Raw genomic sequence first — 16,994 nt, forward strand, 5'->3', positions numbered from 1 at the left:
TCTCGCGCCAGAGGCAGACGCGAACCAAGCGCAGCGGTCACATAGGTGACCCGCAAAGCGGCAGGCTGGTCGGTCGACATGGCTCCAAAAGTAGCAGCTTCACCGAGATTCACAAATCAGGTGCGGTAACGATCACACTGAACGCAACCCTGTCGGGGCGAAATCTCGCGTGTTTGGGTGGGCACACTCCCCACGAAAGGTGCACCATGTCTACAGCTTTCGCCAAGCCGACCCTCACGAATTCGGCATCAACGAACGGAGCGGCCGTTGACGCCGCTCGCGGCACTGTCACCACCCTCGGCGCGCATATCGGCGCCCGAATCGACGGAATCACTCTCGGCGGGCATCTCGACCCGGCGACGATTTCCCTCATCCGGCAAGCACTTCTCGAACACAAGGTGATCTTCTTTCGCGGGCAAGACCACCTCGACAACGATTCGCAGTACGAGTTCGCCCAGCTGCTGGGTACCCCGACCACTGCCCACCCCACCGTGAAGTCGCACGGCGCAAAAGTTCTGCCCATCGACTCGGACCTGGGCAAGGCCAACAGCTGGCACACCGACGTCACCTTCGTCGACCGCATCCCCAAGGCTTCGATCCTGCGCGCGGTGCAGCTACCCGAATACGGCGGTTCCACGACGTGGGCGTCGGGGGTAGCCGCCTACAACGGACTGCCGGATCCGCTCAAGGCGCTCGCGGAGAACCTCTGGGCTCGCCACACGAACGTCTACGACTATGCGGCAACCAGCGCCGAGCGGCTCACCGAAGATCGCACGGCCGCCTACCGCGAGGAGTTCCAGTCCACGTACTTCGAGACGGAACACCCGGTGGTGCGGGTCCACCCCGAAACCGGAGAACGCACGCTCGTCCTCGGACATTTTGTCAAGAACTTCGTCGGGTTGAGCACCGAACAGTCGAACGGTGTATTCAAGCTCTTGCAGGATCACGCCATCAAGCTCGAGTACACGACGCGGTGGAACTGGGAAGCGGGTGACGTCGCGATCTGGGACAACCGCGCCACCCAGCACTACGCGATCGCCGACTACGACGATCAGTACCGGCGTCTGGAGCGCATCACCCTTGCCGGCGACATCCCGGTCAACATCCACGGGGAACGAAGCCGCAGCATCGCCGGCGACGCTTCCGAATACTCGATCATCGAAGGCGCCTCGACTCTCCCATGACTTCACCGGATTCCGCCCCTCCTCCGCACGCCCGCGGATACGAAGGCTTCGAGGGTCGAATCGGCCGCACCGCAGCCGATTCGACCCCGTCGTGGCCCACCTCCACGACCCCGATTCCCGGATCACCCAACATCGTCGTGGTTCTGATCGACGACATGGGGTACAGCGACATCGGGCCGTTCGGCTCCGAGATCGAGACTCCCACCCTCGACCGCCTTGCCGCGCAGGGCATTCGGATGACCAACTACCACACGACGCCCCTCTGCTCGCCGTCGCGCGCAGCTCTTCTCACCGGCCTGAATCCGCACCGCGCCGGGTACGGTTTTGTCGCCAACGCCGATCCGGGCTACCCCGGACTGCGTCTGGAATTGGCCGACGACGTCCAGACACTCCCCGAAATCCTCCGCGGCGCGGGCTATGCGACCTATGCCGTCGGCAAGTGGCACCTCGTACGCGACGCCAACCTGGCCCCGGGACGAAGTCGTGACTCCTGGCCGACGCAGCGCGGTTTCGATCGCTACTACGGCTCACTCGAAGGCCTCAACTCCTTCTACTATCCCAATCAACTGATCTCCGACAATTCTGTGGTCGACGTGGACGAGTACCCCGAGGGGTACTACCTCACCGACGATCTGACCGACAAAGCGGTCGGGTACATCAAGGACCTCCGCGCCCACGATCAGGACAAGCCGTTCTTCCTCTACTTCGCACACGTCGCCATGCACGGACCGTTGCAGGCCAAGCCTGCCGACCAGGAAAAGTACCGCGGCCGCTACGACGAAGGGTGGGATCGAATCCGCGAGTCGCGGTTCGCCTCTCAGCTCGTGCAAGGCCTCTTTCCGGAAGGTACGCAACAAGCACCGCGAAACTCCGAACCCGGCTTCGACGTCCCCGAATGGGAATCACTCACGCCGGAAGTGCAGTCCAGGTTCGCCCGCTACATGGAGGTGTACGCGGCGATGGTCGACTCGATCGATCAGAGCGTCGGACGCATCGTCGACACCCTGGACGAACTCGGCGAGCTCGACAACACGATCATCGTCTTCACCTCCGACAACGGCGGCACCGCCGAGGGCGGTTCGGACGGGACCCGAAGCTACTTCGCACAGTTCGCGCATATTCAGGATCCGGACTGGGTGGGCGATGTCCCCCACGACGAATCCCTCATCGGCGGACCTGAATTGGGCGTCCACTATCCACGTGGATGGGGACAGACGTCCAACACCCCGTTCCGGTTCTACAAAGGGCAATCCTTTGCCGGCGGGATCCGTGTTCCTTTTCTCCTGTCCTGGCCCGCTGGATTGAAACCCGGAGCAGACGACAACGGGATTCGCGACCAGTTCGCGTACGTCACCGACCTGACCCCTACGCTGCTCGAACTGGCCGGAATCGACGCACCCAGTGTGCGAAACGGGCTCCCGGTGAAAGAGTTCGACGGGGTGTCTTCCGCGTCCGTTCTGCGTTCGTCTGCCGCTCCGAGCACTCACACCGAGCAGTACACCGAGATGACCGGCAACCGTGGCTACTACAAGGACGGCTGGAAACTGCTGGCTCTCACCCCGGCGGACATCGACAAACCGCACTGGCAGTTGTTCGACGTCCGCACCGACCCGACCGAGCTCGACGACCTGGCATCACGGTTTCCCGACAAGGTTCGCGAACTCGCCGAGGCCTGGGACCACTCGGCGTGGGCGAACACCGTGTTTCCTCTACTCGGCAATACCGTCGGCGCGGTTCGCCGTCCGGAGGAAGGAGCACTCTCACGCCCGGTGCGACTACTTGCCGGAACGCCCCCGCTGGAGCGCTACCGCTCATCCAAGCTGATCGGGTTCCGCGACTTCGACATCACGGTCGAACTCGACGGTTACCGCGAAGGTGACGCCGGTGTCCTTGTCGCCCATGGCGATCCGCAGGGTGGGTACCTTCTCTACGTCGAGGACGGGCACCTGCATCTCGGGTACAACGCGTTCGGTTCCTACTCCGTTGTCGACGCCGGACCGCTGGCGCTCGGCACCGAACGCATCGAGCTGTCGGTGACGGTGGTACCGCGGTTGCGTTGGGATCTCCACGTCAGCGTCGACGGCATTCACGCGGGCCAGCTGCTCGGGCAAGTACAACTGGTGGGAATGGCGCCGTGGACCGGTATCTCGGTCGGTGTCGACGCCAGGGGACCTGTGTCGTGGGAGGTACGACGACGCCATGGTCCCTTCCGGTACAGCGGCGCGCTGCGCGCCGTCACCTACACACCCGGTCGGATACAAGTACCGCGTCGTCACATCGAATCCATCGAACGGGAAGCAGAGTATGCCGCCGACTAGCCCTACGATTGCATCATGACCATTTCTTCCGATGCCCGCATCGCCGTAGTCACCGGAGCCAGCTCCGGAATCGGTGAGGCCACCGCCCGCACCCTGGCAGCTCAGGGATTCCACGTCGTGATCGGTGCTCGCCGCGTCGATCGTCTCGAGAAGATCGCCGAGGAAATCGGTGGTACCGCTCTCGAACTCGACGTCACCGACGAGGATTCCGTCGACGCGTTCGCGGCCGTGGTCCCACGTGTCGACGTGTTGGTCAACAACGCGGGTGGTGCAAAGGGTCTGGCAACAGTCCTGGACGCCGATCTGGACGACTGGCGGTGGATGTGGGAGACCAATGTTCTGGGCACGTTGCGTGTGACGAAGGCACTGCTGCCCAAGCTGATCGATTCGGGTGACGGTCTGGTCGTGACCATCACCTCGGTGGCCGCGCTGGAGGCATACGACAACGGCTCGGGCTACACCACCGCCAAGCACGCTCAAGCCGTCCTTCATCGGACATTGCGTGGTGAACTGTTGGGCAAGCCCGTTCGACTGACCGAAATCGCGCCGGGAGCCGTCGAGACGGAGTTCTCACTCGTCCGGTTCGAGGGCGATCAGGACAAGGCCGACAAGGTGTACGAGGGAATCACACCGTTGGTGGCGCAGGACATCGCCGAGATCATCGGTTTTGTCGCGTCGCGGCCGTCACATGTGAACCTCGATCAGATCATCGTCAAGCCGAGGGATCAGGCAAGCCCCGGTCGGTTCCACCGCACCACCAGCTAGTTCGAATCGTTCTGACTAACCAGTGCGAATCACCCGGTGCAGGACGAGGCCGAGATTGCGTGCAATCTCGGCCTCCGTCATTTCCGTGGAAGCGCTACGGGCACTTACGGTTTCATCAGCGGTGACGATGTACCGACCATCTCCGGCATAGTCGTACCAGTGGAACGTTATGCCGTCGTCTGTCGGTCTGCTGTCCACTGCTCCTCCCGGGTATGTGGTGACTTCACCGATCGAGGTCCGCTCTCGGCCGAAGAATCTGCTCACTTCCTCGCTCCCGCGCGCACCGGCGGCACTGCTCAGGAAGCTCGCTCTACCGGAAGTTTTCGGCCTTTCGATGCTCACACCACGCTCCGATCCAGCGGGGCAGGTCGGCAGGTGATCGACGAGCATCCGTGGAATTGCCGATGGGCGTACCACGGTGAAAACCACGTCGGAGCCACAGTCGACAGTCCTGCCGGGCAGTTGAGTCAGGAGCACCCCCAGGTCGCCGGCAACAACGCCGTGCAATCGCGTCACCGTACTCATGTTCTGCCCGTGAAAACCGGAAACCTCAACGCGAGCATCAGGATTCGCAAGAGCACCGAGAACGTGATGCAGCCGATCGTCGAGCAACCAAGCCAGGTGTGCTCCCGCTCGACGTCGCTCTTCTGTCAGCTCGTTCATGGTTTCGGCCGTCGGACGAAACCGCAGCGGGTACGGGAGTCGGTCACGTCCGACCGCTTCCCAGAGAATCTGGAATTCGAGGCCGGTGAACTGCCACTGCATGGTGGTCATTCGCCCAGCACCGCCGGGGAGACCATCGGTAGGTCGCCGACCAGGGCGTTGCCGTTCTCGACTGTGACGAGGTAGCCGGGGGTGTCGTGAACGTTGTCTTCGTCTTGCCCTTGCCCTCGTCCCGGTGCCATGCCGCCGACGCCACCCATCGCGCCCCGACCGCTCTGCGCGCCCGTCGCCGAGGTACCGCCAGCTCCGTTGACGCCCCCACGCCCGCCATTGGCGAGGCCGCCCACGCCGCCAGGGCCGAGAGCGCCACCTCCGGTTCCACCTGGCCCGAAGCCTCCGGTACCGATTCCACCAGCAGGACCACCACCCGAACCGCTACCTACCAGGCCTGACGGCGTTCCGGAACCAAGCTGAGCGCCATTCGGAGTTGCACGAGCTAGGCCATCTGGCGCTGCACCGGCGGACAGTGGACCGGCATGTGCCGCCGTGGTCCCGGCCGGGTCGGAACCGGTTCCGGATCGAACTGCATCGACGTTCGGATTCCCTTGGGCATCAACGCCGCTACGGTTGTCACCATTTCCGGTATCGGTGCCGGACGGATTCTGACCGGAACCGTGTCCGGGCGGGTTTGCCCCGCCGGAGTTTCCACCGTCCGCTCCCCCACCGACTCCGCCACCCGATGTAGATGGCGTGCCGAGCCCGTTTCCTGAACCCGAAAAGTTCCCGCCGTCGGCACCACCACCACCGAATGCGCCGCCACTTCCAGCCCCGCCACTTCCAGCCCCTCCATCGCCGGTGACCGGATTGAATGCGGCCGGGAGGATCGGCACCTGATCGTCCGCACGCTTCATGGACGGCAGATACACGTCCTTCATCACCTGGCGCGCTTGACGTTCGGCTTCTTCGGCTTCGTATTGGGCCTGCTTCCATGTAGCCCCGGGAACCATGCTGAGAAACCTCTCGACCGTCGAGGCGCCGTCGGGGGCCGGAATCGAGCGTTTGGCCTCGTCGAGTGCGATCTTCGCCTCCTCGATCTTGTTCGAGATCAGATCGACCCGCACCTTCAGCTCACCCGCATCAGCCGAGTAGGCCAGCACTGCTTCCAGCGCAGCCGAGCCGCCGCGCCCCTGCCAGCCTTCGGTGATCGCACCGTTCACGTCGTTCTGGAACTTCCCGATGCCGGCTTCGACCCGGCCTGCAATGGCCTTCCAAGCCTCACCGATCGCACTCAGGGTTGCCGGATTCATCTCGTTGACGTGGTCGAAGATTTCGGAGTGCGACATCGCATCGAACGGATCGTCGTCCACGATTGCGTGTTCGCTGTACTCGAGCGACGACGTCTGGGCGGTGAGGGCATCGCGCTCACCCCAGGCTCGTGCGCGCTCCACATCGGCGTCGACGGTCGCAGCAGCCATCTCGTCGTCGAACGCGCCGCGGTCGTCGGTTATGGATTGCACCAGAGCAGATGTAGCGATTGCGCTCGCGATGGGAGTGCCGACAACTGGCAATGCCGCCACGCCAGGAGGCACGGCCTGCGTCGCTTCGGAGATTCTTCCCAGCACGTCTTCCAGAAATGGAATGCCCACCGCTGTCCCCCTGAAGTCGAAAACCCCCGTCGGACTCCCCCGAGCCGACAGCACTTACCTGTACAGACGCAAGCAGAGCCCGGACGGTTCCCTCATCCACGGATTTACCGCAGTACAGAGTTACGGCAGTGCCGACATCGACTTCCAGGTCGGCAGATCGATTGCCCAGTCGTAGATGTCGCCGTCCGCAGGAGACAGGTCGATCGACGTGCCGGTCACCTCTACGGGGTCACCGTAGAGGGCGGTTCCGAAGTATTCCTGCGCGTCGGATGTCGACAGGTTGATGCAACCGTTCGTGACGTTCGACGAGCCCTGCACCCCGGTGGTCTCAGGATTGGCGTGGATGAATTCGCCGTTGTTGGAGATGCGCACGGCCCAACGCTCACGCACGTTCTCGTAGAACGGCGGATTGGACATCATGAAGTCTTCGTACTTCTCCGTCACCATGTGAATGCCGCTGCGCGTGACGTTGCGAGGTTCGTTTCCCTCGCCGTAGCTGACGGGAATGTCCATGATCGTCTGACCGTCGCGCACCACCTGCATGCGGTGGCTGGGCGCATTCGCCTTCACGATCTGGCTACGACCGATCGTGAAGTCGAGCGTGAGATCCTGGTCGCCGAAGGCGCCACCGCCGTAGTTCAAGCCGTAGAGCTTGGCGTCCAGATGGACAGTCGTGCCCGGCACCCAGTAATCGGCCGGACGCCAATGGGCCCGCGATCCGCCGTTGTCGTCGGCCAGCCAAGCCCACGATCCGGCGGTGGGCGGCACGGTGGTCACGACAAGCGCCTTCTCGACGGCCGCCTTGTCGACGACGGAGTTGTCGAACTGCAACGTGATCGGTGCCGCGATACCAACTTCTTGGCCGTCGGCGATGTTGAGGGTGGCGCCGGTGGTCGACTCCGGGGCAACCGTCGTAAAGCTCCCTTGGACTGGCACGGATTTACCGTCGGTCCCGGTTGCCGAGCCCGACCACGAATACGTGGTGCCGTAGCCGAGTGCCTCACTGACGGTGAACGATGTCTTGTCAGGCGACAATTGTCCTGCAACGGCTTTACCGGCCGCATTGCTGAGGCTGACGTCGGACAGCGTTCCCTGGGTCACCGCCACCGAGACGGGGGCGACCGGGCTGACATCTTTGGTGCCGGGCGCCGGCGTCGACACCACGGTCGCCACCGGTGCTGGCTCGGCGGCCGCCGCGCCGCCCTGTCCGTCCTTGCCACCGATCGTGCAGCCGACGACGGCCACCATCACAGCGAGCAATACAGCTACCAACGCAACAAGACGCGAACGACTTCTCCTACCACCCAGCTCATGCACTTCAACAGGCTACCTGCGGGCTCCGTCAGGAATCAGATGGTGCAGCCCACAGTTACCGGTTCCGGTTCCAGGTGGACACCGAACGCGGCTTCGACGCCGTCGCGCACTGTCCGCGCGAGCGAGACCACATCCGCGCTCGTTGCCGACCCTCTGTTGGTCAACGCCAAGGTGTGTTTCGTCGACAGCCTGGCCGGTGCATCTTCACCGGGATAACCCTTCGAGAATCCGGCCCGTTCGATCAACCATCCGGCCGAGAGCTTGGTTCCACCACTGCCCGGGAACTGCGGCACGGTGACGTCTCCGAGCTGTTCGGTTATTGCTCCGAGCACAGCGGGCAGCTTGTCGTCCGGCACCACGGGGTTGGTGAAGAAGGAACCCGCGCTCCAAGTGTCGTGGTCGTACGGATCGAGCACCATCGCCTTACCCGTCCGAAGACCCAGAACTGCCTCGCGGACCTGCGACGCAGGTAACCGCTCGCCTTCTTCGGCCCCGAGTGCGGTGAACAGTTCGCGGTACGCGAGCGGGGCACTCAGTCCGTCGGTCGACGCATCGAATTCGACGGCGAGAACCACTGCTGCATCGGAATGCTTGAGAACGCTCGACCGGTAACCCAATTCGAGTTTCGACGGTTCGACCCACGACACTTCGCCACTGCGTCGGTCGAGCAATTGAACCTGCCGGAGCCGCGAGCCCACCTCGACGCCGTACGCGCCGACATTCTGCACCGGCGTCGCACCGGTCGAGCCCGGAATCCCGGACAGGCACTCGAGGCCACCCAGTTCCGCGGCGACCGATTGACCGACTACTTCGTCCCACACCGCGCCCGCTTCGGCGACGACGCGGTCCGTGTCGAGGCTCACGGTGGTGTTGGCCACACGAACGACAACTCCGTCGAATCCCGAGTCGGAGATCACGAGATTGGATCCGCCGGCGAGAATCAGCGTCGGGATCTGCTCGCGATCGAGCAGCGTCACGACGTCGATCAACGACTGCGTCGTCGGACATTCGGCGAGCAGCCGCGCCGGTCCCCCGATTCGGAGCGTCGTCAATCCCGACAAGTCAACGTTCTCGGACACGAAAGCGCCTGATTCCACGACGCGTCTGCCAATGGTTACGTCCCACACATCGATAAACGGTAGCCTCCACAATCGTGAGCCGTCGCATCGAGCATTCGTCGAAGTACACAGTCCCCGCCGAGAAGGTCCATGAGGCGGTGACCTCCGAGCAGTACTGGCGCGACCGAATCGTCGCTGTCGGTGGTCCCGGCGCAACGATCGAAGAGCTGACCGTTCGCGACGAGACCGTCGCGGTCACGATGTCGCAGATCATTGCCGCCGAGCATCTCCCGAGCATGGTGTCGAAGGTCGTCAACGGCGACATCGTCATCAAGCGCAGTGAGACGATGGCTCCTTTCAAGGACGGCAAGGCCACTGGCACCTTCTCCGCCCACGTCGACGGTGTTCCCGCCCGTATCGAGGGCACGCAGGTCCTGACTGGCGACGAGAACTCCGCCACTCTCGAAATCGAGGGTGAGGTCGAGGTCAAGATCCCGTTCCTCGGCGGAAAGATCGAAAGCGCGATCGTCGACGAGGTTGTCCGGCTCATCCAGGCCGAACAGGACTTCACCCGGGAGTGGATCGCTAAGTAAAATCCTGCGGGCGGCGATAGTTGTGGATACGGCCAATTTGGCTTGTCACAGCGCGTAACAGGTATTCTTTCCGATCATGGCTCGCCGCATCGACTACTCCGCCCGCTATCAGCACTCCCCCGAGCAGGTCTACGCGGCACTGGCGGACCGCTCGTACTGGGAGGCCCGCGTCGAGGAGATGCGCAAGCATTCCGAGAACCATGTGGAACATTTCGAGGTCACCGATTCCGGAATCGATCTCGTGCTGCACCACATTCTCCCGCGCACCGATTTGCCGGACATTGCTCAGACGGTGATGAAGAAGGATCTGGTCATCACGCGCAAGGAGTCGTACGGCGCCTTCGGCGACACCGTGACCGGAACGTACGAAGCGTCCATCCCGGCCGGGCCGGGGAATCTGTCCGGCACCATGGAGTTGTTCGCGACCGATACCGGGTCCACGCTGCGAACCACGTCCGAGGCGAAGGTCTTCATACCGTTCATCGGCGCGAAGTTGGAACAGCTCATGCTCATCAACCTCGTCGATCTGTTCCGCACCGAAGCCCAGGTCACCGCGACCTGGCTCGCCGCACGCTGAAGCCGACGTGAAGAAGGCTCCACCCCCGAAGATCGAGGGGGTCATCACCCGTGGCACGACGGGGATCAACAGACTGCGACGAAGTGACCGGTGGATCGTCCACAACCGCACTATCGCGCACGCCCTGAACAACGCGGCCGATCCGTTGATCGTCGACCTCGGGTACGGGGCGAGGCCGGACACCACCTTCGAGATGGCAAGCCGCCTCACCGCTGTCCGGCGGGATCGACGCGTCATCGGGCTCGAGATCGACCCGGCTCGCGTAGTCGAGAGTCGTGACGGTGTCAGCTTCGCCCGTGGCGGATTCGAACTGGCCGGTCTCACACCCGTTTTCGTACGCGCCTTCAACGTCCTCCGGCAGTATCCGGAAGACGCCGTGGACTCTGCGTGGGCGCACATTCAGTCCGGCCTCGCCCCCGGCGGACTGCTACTCGACGGAACCTGCGACGAGCTCGGAAGGCGTTGCGCCTGGGTGCTTCTCGACGCCGATCGTCCCTTGACCCTGACACTGGCCTGGGATCCCTTCGACATCGATCGCCCTTCCGACATCGCGGAACGTCTCCCGAAGGCTCTCATCCACCGCAACGTTCCGGGCGAGCCGATCCATGCACTGCTCAGCGCTGCCGATCGAGCCTGGGCAACTGCCGCGCCGCACGCCTCCTTCGGACCTCGACATCGCTGGGCTGCCGCATTGGAATTTCTTCGGGCGCAAGGAATTCCCGTGCAGCCCGCGCGACGACGTCTTCGCGACTGCATCCTGACGGTGCCATGGCATGTCGTAGCGCCGAACCCCTGAACTCGCAGACGGGAAACGCCTCGCCGCAGAAGTTGTCTCTGCGGCGAGGCGTCTGTGTGCAGGCGTCGAGCTAGGACCCGAAGATGTTTTCCAGGCTTCCCAGCGAACCTGTCGAACTGCCGCCGTTGCCGGGCTCTCCGCCGTCGGACTCTGCCGTGATCTTGACGGTGACTGCAGTCTGGGTCTCGGAACCGAGGTAGCCGTCGGTTCCGCTGAACACCGCGGTGATTCGGCGATCACCGAGTTCGGTGAAGGTGTGCGAGAGCGTGGCCTTGCCGTTCACTACCGCAACCGGTCCACCGATCGGGGTGGTTCCGTCCATGAACTGAACGGTTCCTGCGCTGAGCGTAGGTGCCACTGCCGCAACGAGATCAACCTTCGCGCCCTTGACCGCTGACGCCGGAGCGCTCACGGTGATGGACGTTTCCTGATCCTCCGCGGCCGGAGCCGTGACCGAAACCGAGTGAGCGGCCGAGGTAGAGGTGAGGAATCCTGTTGCACCCGAGTAGACGGCCGTGATGTCGTGAGTACCGACGCTCGCGAACTCGTGCATGATCGACGCCTTGCCCTCGACGACCGGCACCGGCGAGCCGAGATTGCCCGAGCCGTCCTTGAACTGCACTGTGCCGCCCACCGGCGTCGGCGTGACGGTTACGGACAGACCAACTGCCGTACCGGTTTTTGCATCCGCCGGAACGGTCAAGACCGTCTGGGTCTGCTGGTCGGTGGGAGCCGGCGCCTTGACGTTCACGGTCTGGGCGTTCGATGTCGAGCCCAGGTAGTTACCCGAACCCGAGAACACTGCGGTGATGCTGTACTCACCCGCCACGTTGAAGATCGGCGTGGTTGTCGCTTTTCCGGTTGCGTCCACGGGAACCGGGGAGCCCAGATCCCTGCCACTTTCCTTGAACTGCACGGTGCCACCTGCAACACCGGTCGAGACAGAGGCAGTGAACGACAATGCCTCACCGGTCGACGCCGTCGACGGGCCGACGAGGGTGGTCGTTGTGTTCTCCTCGACCACCACCGGAGCGACTGTCAGCGCATGCGGCGCCGACGTCGAAGTCTGGTAGACACCGGAACCGGAGTACACCGCCACGATCGAATGTGCGCCTTCTGCATAGGAATTCGCCAGTGACGCCTTGCCGTTGGCGTCGACCGCAAAAGCGCCGCCGAGGTCGGTTGCACCGTCTTTGAACTGCACCGTGCCACCCGCCGGAGTAGGCGACACCGTAGCCTCGACGGTCACGGACTCACCTGCAACTGCACTTGCGGGACCGGTGATCGCGGTTGCAGTGCTCTTGTCCGCTTCGGACACGACGACGTCGACAGCTGACGACGTGGAGGTCGCCACCTTTGCATTACCGAGGTACTTGGCCGTCACGCTGTGGGTTCGGACGTCAGCCGGTGTCCAGGCAAGTGTTGCAACACCATTGGCGAGCGCGCCCGCACCGATCTTGGAACCTGCGTCGAAGAACTCCACCGAATCACCGTCGGCACCACCGGTCACCGTCGCACTCAACGTCACCGGCTGCCCCACCTGAGCGCCACTGACCGGTGACAGCGTCGTCGCCGAAATGTTCTTCGACACCGTCACCGCCGGGCCCTTGTTCTGGAAATCGGAACTCGTCACTGACGCGTTGTAATGCACCGAAGTATCCAACGGCACCTCACGCGCACAATCCGCGCCCACCGTGTACTTGAACTCGAAAGTCTTCGAGTCGTTGTTGTACAGCGGCCACTCTGTCAGTGACCCTTTCACACGAACAAAATCAGCACCCTTGGACTCGACACTCCGCGTCGAACCATTCACCTTCGCCGAACCCTCGACGTACGTCAGACATGTCGGATGAACATCCTTGATCGCATACAGGTAATCCACGACGATGTTCTTCCGCTTGAACACAGTCTTCACGGTGATCGTCTCGCCCTCGGAGGGAGTCACATTGCTGATCGTCCGCGTGTATTCGTAGTTGTTCGCATTCCACGTCAACGAACCCGGTGTCTCCGGAGCCGCACCAGCAACCCCGACACCCGCCACCACCGCGAACCCCGCAGCAACAGCAAACACACTCAAACCTGCAACTGCACGACGTGCAGAACCTACAGACATAGATTTTCCTTCTCGAGAAGTGAGGGATATGGGTGATGCCCCACCACCTGAAGCGGGCGGGGCATCACCGGGTATCGATTGCTAGGAGCCGAAGATGTTGCCGAGGCTGCCGAGCGAACCGGTGCCGTTGCCTGGTTCTTCACCGTCGACCGGTGCGGCGATCTGGACGGAGACCTGATCGGAGGATGCCGTCACCGTGCCGGCGCCCGAGTACTCCGCCGCGACAATTCGCTGACCCTGAGTTGCGGGCTTCCACGAAAGGCTGGCCTTTCCGGATGAATCGACCGTAGCCGTGCCGATGACGGTCTCGCCGTCCTTGAAGGTGACTGTGCCACCGGCATTTGCAGGACTGATCTGAGCGGAGATCGTCTGTGCAACGCCGACCTGGCCCGCTACTACGCTGAGATCTGTTGTGGAGCTAGTTGTTCCGGCGGGCTGTTCGGCGACTGTCACATTCGCGGTGGTACTCGACCCGGTGACGCCGGATCTGCCGGCGAACACAGCCTCGACGGTCTGCGCACCGGCAACCGTCGGAACCCAGGCGTAGGTCGCTTCACCGTTGCCTGCCACCGGCACCGAAGCGAGCACCGTGCCGCCGACCTTGAACGTGACCGTTCCACCGGTGCCCGACGCGGATACAGTCGCTTTGAGAGTGGTCGACTTGCCGACCTGCGCGCCCGAGATCGGCGCCAGCGTCGTACTGGACTGAGCATCGGCCTGCGAAACGTTCACGATCAGCGCTGCCGAAGCGGAACCGACGGCACGCGCCGTGTCGGCGAACTTCGCTGTGATCGAGTGATCTCCACGGGTGGTCGGTGTCCAGGCAAGTGTTGCAACACCATTGGCGAGCGCGCCCGCACCGATCTTGGAACCTGCGTCGAAGAACTCCACCGAATCACCGTCGGCACCACCGGTCACCGTCGCACTCAACGTCACCGGCTGCCCCACCTGAGCGCCACTGACCGGTGACACGGCCGTCGTCGAGACGTTCTTCTGAACATTGATCGACGGGCCACGACCATTCGTCGTGTCGTCAACGAACACCGTCCCGTCGAAATGCACCGTCGTCGACAAATTGGTACCACGAGCACAATCCGCGCCGACGCGATACTGGAATTCGAACGTCTTGACGTCACCGCCCCACATCGGCCACTCCGTAGCACCCGCACTCAACCGAACAGAATCAGTAGCCACCTCGTTGACACGGAACGCACTACCGTTCACCGTCGCCGAACCATCGACATACGTCATACACGCCGGATGAAAATCGCGCACCGCATACAGATTGTGAACCGCGGCAGTTCGCTTGAACACCGTCTTCGACGTGATCACATCACCCTCGGCCGGCGTGCCGTTACTGATCGTCCGAGTCACCTTGTACCCATCGGAATTGAACTCCGCCGTCACCGGAGCCGCACCAGCAACCCCGACACCCGCAACCACGGCAAAACCCGCAGAAACAGCAAACACACTCAAACCACCGACAACACGACGAACACCACTCACGGACATCCACATCCCTCTCGCACACGGGAGCAGACAGCCGTCCAGGACGAGCGTCCGTCTGCTTTTGATGCCGTGACGTTATCCCATTGACTGTAAAGTAACTACGCTTTTTACCGAATTAGTTCATCGCCGACATCACCAAGCTGCAGCGATCATGGGTCGAAAGTCCCGAAGTACTGGTCCAGATATCGCTCCACCTGGACTGAAGTCAGAATATTCGCCCCGAAGTAGCGCATTTCAAATCTCTGATATTGGTGTCATATTCGATTTCGAACGTGATGCCAGAAGGTCGCAGAAGCATAGAAAATCAATCTCGACTACAGGCTTGCGGCGAGCGCCAACTCCACTCGGACGGCAACGTCGATGCTCGCGTTTTCACACGAGAGATACAACTCGTGCGCGTCGAGTCGACCTATCGCTACCGCATCGGCGACTACTTCGTTGAGCAGAACTTGAGAAATTCCACCGGATGCGAGGTCGTGCACGGTGCGCAAAGGCGTGGTGATGCGGATGGGTCCAATCTGTTCGCACTCGTCGTCCGCGAGCGGCAGTCGGTGCAGGGCGACTTGGCGGGTCGGCGCCGCGAGTGGGTGCGCTGTCGAGAGATGAATGAAGCGAGGTTGCAGGTGCCCGAGGCCATGTAGATCTGCGGCGCTGTAATGCGAGACGGTGGCGCTACCGGCGAACCACGTGCACCACTTCGCAAATTCGTCCAAGGCAGTATGCCTGACGCGTTCGAGGCGAAAGAGTCCGCGGCACTCACATGTCCATGTTCCGGATTCCGTCATCTCCTCCATCAACGCCAGACCGAAACCCAGTTCGGACGCTTGGAGAGCCGTGACAAATCCACACTGTCGCAGCGCAAGCAGCTCGAGTGATTCGTAGTCCGAAGCCATGACCACCTCCGGTGACCGTCGAAAACGCCGTTTCGAACAGACTACGGGCGACTGTGTCGCGCATCACAGGAATGAGGAAGTGCGTATTCACAGAGTTCGTTCAGACTCGTCGGGAAGAATCTGGCGAATGACTGTCGCAGCGAACAACCCTCGTCCGCGCAACCGAGTGCTCGTCATCCTTCTCGTGGTGATCGCCGTGCTCGTGGCGGCACTCGTCGGTGGAGAACTGTACGTACGCAACCAGGTGAAGACCTGCATGGCCGATCAGTTCCAGAGCGAACTGGGATCCCAGGTCGACGTCGGGTTGAGCTGGAAGCCCGTACTCCTGCAGGCAGTCGACAAGAAGGTGCCGTACATCAGCATCGACAGTGACGACTCTTCGTTCGGCCCCGCAACGGGAATGCAGGTTCATGCGAAGGTGAACGACATCAACTTGCAGCCCTCGGCGGGTAACAGCGGCACCATCGGCAGCTCCAGCGCCGACGTCACCTGGTCTACCGCAGGCATTCTCGCCACCTTGCAGGAGCAGACCTTCGGTGGGCTCGTCTCCGGCGTCACCGCCGACTCGAGCGCCGGAACACTCGCGTTCGACGTCGGACCGGTCGGGCTCGCCAAGCTCACGGTCAAGCCCACCGTCACCAACGGCGTGGTCGACGTTCAGACCGTCGGCGCCGAGATTCTCGGATTGGGTCTGCCGACAGACCTGGTCGACGGCATCGTCCAGACACTCACCGACAGCCTGCAGACGTACCCGCTGGACATGAAGCCCACCAAGCTGACCGTCACCGACGACGCAATCCAGATCTCACTGGAGGGCGGCGCTTACGCCATGCCCGTCGCCGACGCGAACAACCAGAACGCCTCGGCGGTGCCGGACAGCTGCGGCCTGCTGACCTAGTCGGTCAGACCGTCCAATACTGCTCGGGTTCCGGACAATCCGAGACGGGTGGCGCCGGCCGCAATCATGTCGAGTGCGGCCTGCGTCGTACGTATTCCGCCACTGGCCTTGACTCCCACGCCTGGGCCGACCGTGCGTGCCATCAGTTCGACGGCCTCGACCGTCGCCCCACCCGCGGGGTGGAAGCCGGTGGAGGTCTTGACGAAGTTCGCCCCGGCACGCACGGCTGCGCGGCAGCATTCGACGATGGCCTCGTCGGACAGGGCAGCGGTTTCGAGAATCACTTTGAGGATCGCACTCTCCCCCATCGCCTCACGGACGGTGAGGATGTCTGCGAGCACAGCGCTGTAGTCGCCCGCGACCGCCGCTCCCACGTCGATGACCATGTCGATCTCGGCTGCGCCCTGATCGACGGCCAGTCGCGCCTCGGCACCCTTGACCAGTGAATGATGCTTCCCCGACGGGAATCCGACGACGGCCGCCGTCACCAGTCCGTCGGCGCGTATCGGCAACATCGACGGCGAGACACAGACGGCCAGCACACCGAGGCTGCGTGCCTCGTCGATCAGGGCGGTCACATCGGCCGCGGTGGCTTCGGGTTTGAGGAGAGTGTGGTCCACCATCGCGGCAACCTGGGAACGAGTGAGTGCAGCTTCAGACATGATGG

The 16,994-nt window shown here is 62.8% G+C and carries 15 protein-coding genes; 7 read left to right on the top strand and 8 right to left on the bottom strand.

The features are described from left to right. Positions 1-206 precede the first annotated feature (206 nt). The 3 genes from H7C86_RS15185 to H7C86_RS15195 are packed head-to-tail and all read left to right on the top strand — an operon-like array spanning position 207 to position 4,267. Positions 207-1,184 (top strand): TauD/TfdA family dioxygenase, encoded by a 978-nt coding sequence (locus tag H7C86_RS15185; RefSeq protein ID WP_042452972.1) that lies wholly within the window; start codon positions 207-209, stop codon positions 1,182-1,184. Further along, on the top strand, positions 1,181-3,502 hold the full coding sequence (locus H7C86_RS15190) for an arylsulfatase (RefSeq protein WP_054187842.1): 2,322 nt from the start codon (positions 1,181-1,183) through the stop codon (positions 3,500-3,502). Before H7C86_RS15185 ends, H7C86_RS15190 begins: the two co-directional genes overlap by 4 nt. A gap of 15 nt (positions 3,503-3,517) precedes the next feature. After that, positions 3,518-4,267, top strand: coding sequence for an SDR family NAD(P)-dependent oxidoreductase (locus H7C86_RS15195; protein ID WP_003942076.1), 750 nt, complete (start codon positions 3,518-3,520; stop codon positions 4,265-4,267). A gap of 15 nt (positions 4,268-4,282) precedes the next feature. Here the strand turns inward: H7C86_RS15195 and H7C86_RS15200 are convergent, their stop codons facing one another. The 4 genes from H7C86_RS15200 to H7C86_RS15215 form a co-directional block, all read right to left on the bottom strand. Continuing rightward, positions 4,283-5,041 carry an ESX secretion-associated protein EspG gene (locus H7C86_RS15200; RefSeq protein WP_054187843.1) on the bottom strand — a complete coding sequence of 253 codons (759 nt, stop codon included), beginning with the start codon at positions 5,039-5,041 and terminating at the stop codon, positions 4,283-4,285. Then, positions 5,038-6,576, bottom strand: a complete 1,539-nt coding sequence (locus H7C86_RS15205) for a hypothetical protein (protein WP_054187844.1) — start codon at positions 6,574-6,576, stop codon at positions 5,038-5,040. The genes H7C86_RS15200 and H7C86_RS15205 overlap by 4 nt, the downstream gene beginning before the upstream one ends. 120 nt (positions 6,577-6,696) lie before the next feature. Then, positions 6,697-7,893 carry an Ig-like domain-containing protein gene (locus H7C86_RS15210; protein ID WP_042452959.1) on the bottom strand — a complete coding sequence of 399 codons (1,197 nt, stop codon included), beginning with the start codon at positions 7,891-7,893 and terminating at the stop codon, positions 6,697-6,699. A gap of 32 nt (positions 7,894-7,925) precedes the next feature. Beyond that, positions 7,926-8,969 carry a UDP-N-acetylmuramate dehydrogenase gene (locus H7C86_RS15215; protein ID WP_047268936.1) on the bottom strand — a complete coding sequence of 348 codons (1,044 nt, stop codon included), beginning with the start codon at positions 8,967-8,969 and terminating at the stop codon, positions 7,926-7,928. Between the two features lie 74 nt (positions 8,970-9,043). Between H7C86_RS15215 and H7C86_RS15220 the strand changes: the two genes are divergently transcribed. From H7C86_RS15220 to H7C86_RS15230, 3 genes are all read left to right on the top strand, one after another. Further along, positions 9,044-9,541 (top strand): DUF2505 domain-containing protein, encoded by a 498-nt coding sequence (locus H7C86_RS15220; protein ID WP_134999257.1) that lies wholly within the window; start codon positions 9,044-9,046, stop codon positions 9,539-9,541. A 76-nt stretch (positions 9,542-9,617) separates the two neighbouring features. Continuing rightward, positions 9,618-10,118 carry a DUF2505 domain-containing protein gene (locus H7C86_RS15225; protein WP_019744409.1) on the top strand — a complete coding sequence of 167 codons (501 nt, stop codon included), beginning with the start codon at positions 9,618-9,620 and terminating at the stop codon, positions 10,116-10,118. A 7-nt stretch (positions 10,119-10,125) separates the two neighbouring features. Beyond that, positions 10,126-10,914, top strand: a complete 789-nt coding sequence (locus H7C86_RS15230; protein WP_182261772.1) for a class I SAM-dependent methyltransferase — start codon at positions 10,126-10,128, stop codon at positions 10,912-10,914. A gap of 70 nt (positions 10,915-10,984) precedes the next feature. Here the strand turns inward: H7C86_RS15230 and H7C86_RS15235 are convergent, their stop codons facing one another. The 3 genes from H7C86_RS15235 to H7C86_RS15245 all read right to left on the bottom strand — a co-directional run bounded on the left by H7C86_RS15235 (position 10,985) and on the right by H7C86_RS15245 (position 15,429). After that, the gene (locus H7C86_RS15235) at positions 10,985-13,027 is read right to left on the bottom strand and encodes an Ig-like domain-containing protein (RefSeq protein WP_182261773.1); all 2,043 of its coding nucleotides are present in this window, start codon (positions 13,025-13,027) and stop codon (positions 10,985-10,987) included. A gap of 81 nt (positions 13,028-13,108) precedes the next feature. Next, positions 13,109-14,539, bottom strand: coding sequence for an Ig-like domain-containing protein (locus H7C86_RS15240; protein ID WP_259349132.1), 1,431 nt, complete (start codon positions 14,537-14,539; stop codon positions 13,109-13,111). 311 nt (positions 14,540-14,850) lie between these two features. Beyond that, entirely contained in the window at positions 14,851-15,429 is a 579-nt protein-coding gene (locus H7C86_RS15245) for a hypothetical protein (RefSeq protein ID WP_097387666.1), read from the bottom strand. Between the two features lie 127 nt (positions 15,430-15,556). Here H7C86_RS15245 and H7C86_RS15250 point away from each other — a divergent pair, with 127 nt between their 5' ends. Next, the gene (locus tag H7C86_RS15250; protein ID WP_029254824.1) at positions 15,557-16,327 is read left to right on the top strand and encodes a DUF2993 domain-containing protein; all 771 of its coding nucleotides are present in this window, start codon (positions 15,557-15,559) and stop codon (positions 16,325-16,327) included. On the opposite strand, the gene deoC is transcribed toward H7C86_RS15250, so the two are convergent. Then, positions 16,324-16,989: a deoxyribose-phosphate aldolase gene (gene deoC / locus H7C86_RS15255; protein ID WP_024488037.1), complete on the bottom strand. Its 666-nt coding sequence runs from the start codon at positions 16,987-16,989 to the stop codon at positions 16,324-16,326. The genes H7C86_RS15250 and deoC overlap by 4 nt on opposite strands. Positions 16,990-16,994 lie beyond the last annotated feature (5 nt).

Source organism: Rhodococcus sp. UFZ-B548 (assembly GCF_903819475.1).
Classification (GTDB): domain Bacteria; phylum Actinomycetota; class Actinomycetes; order Mycobacteriales; family Mycobacteriaceae; genus Rhodococcus_F; species Rhodococcus_F erythropolis.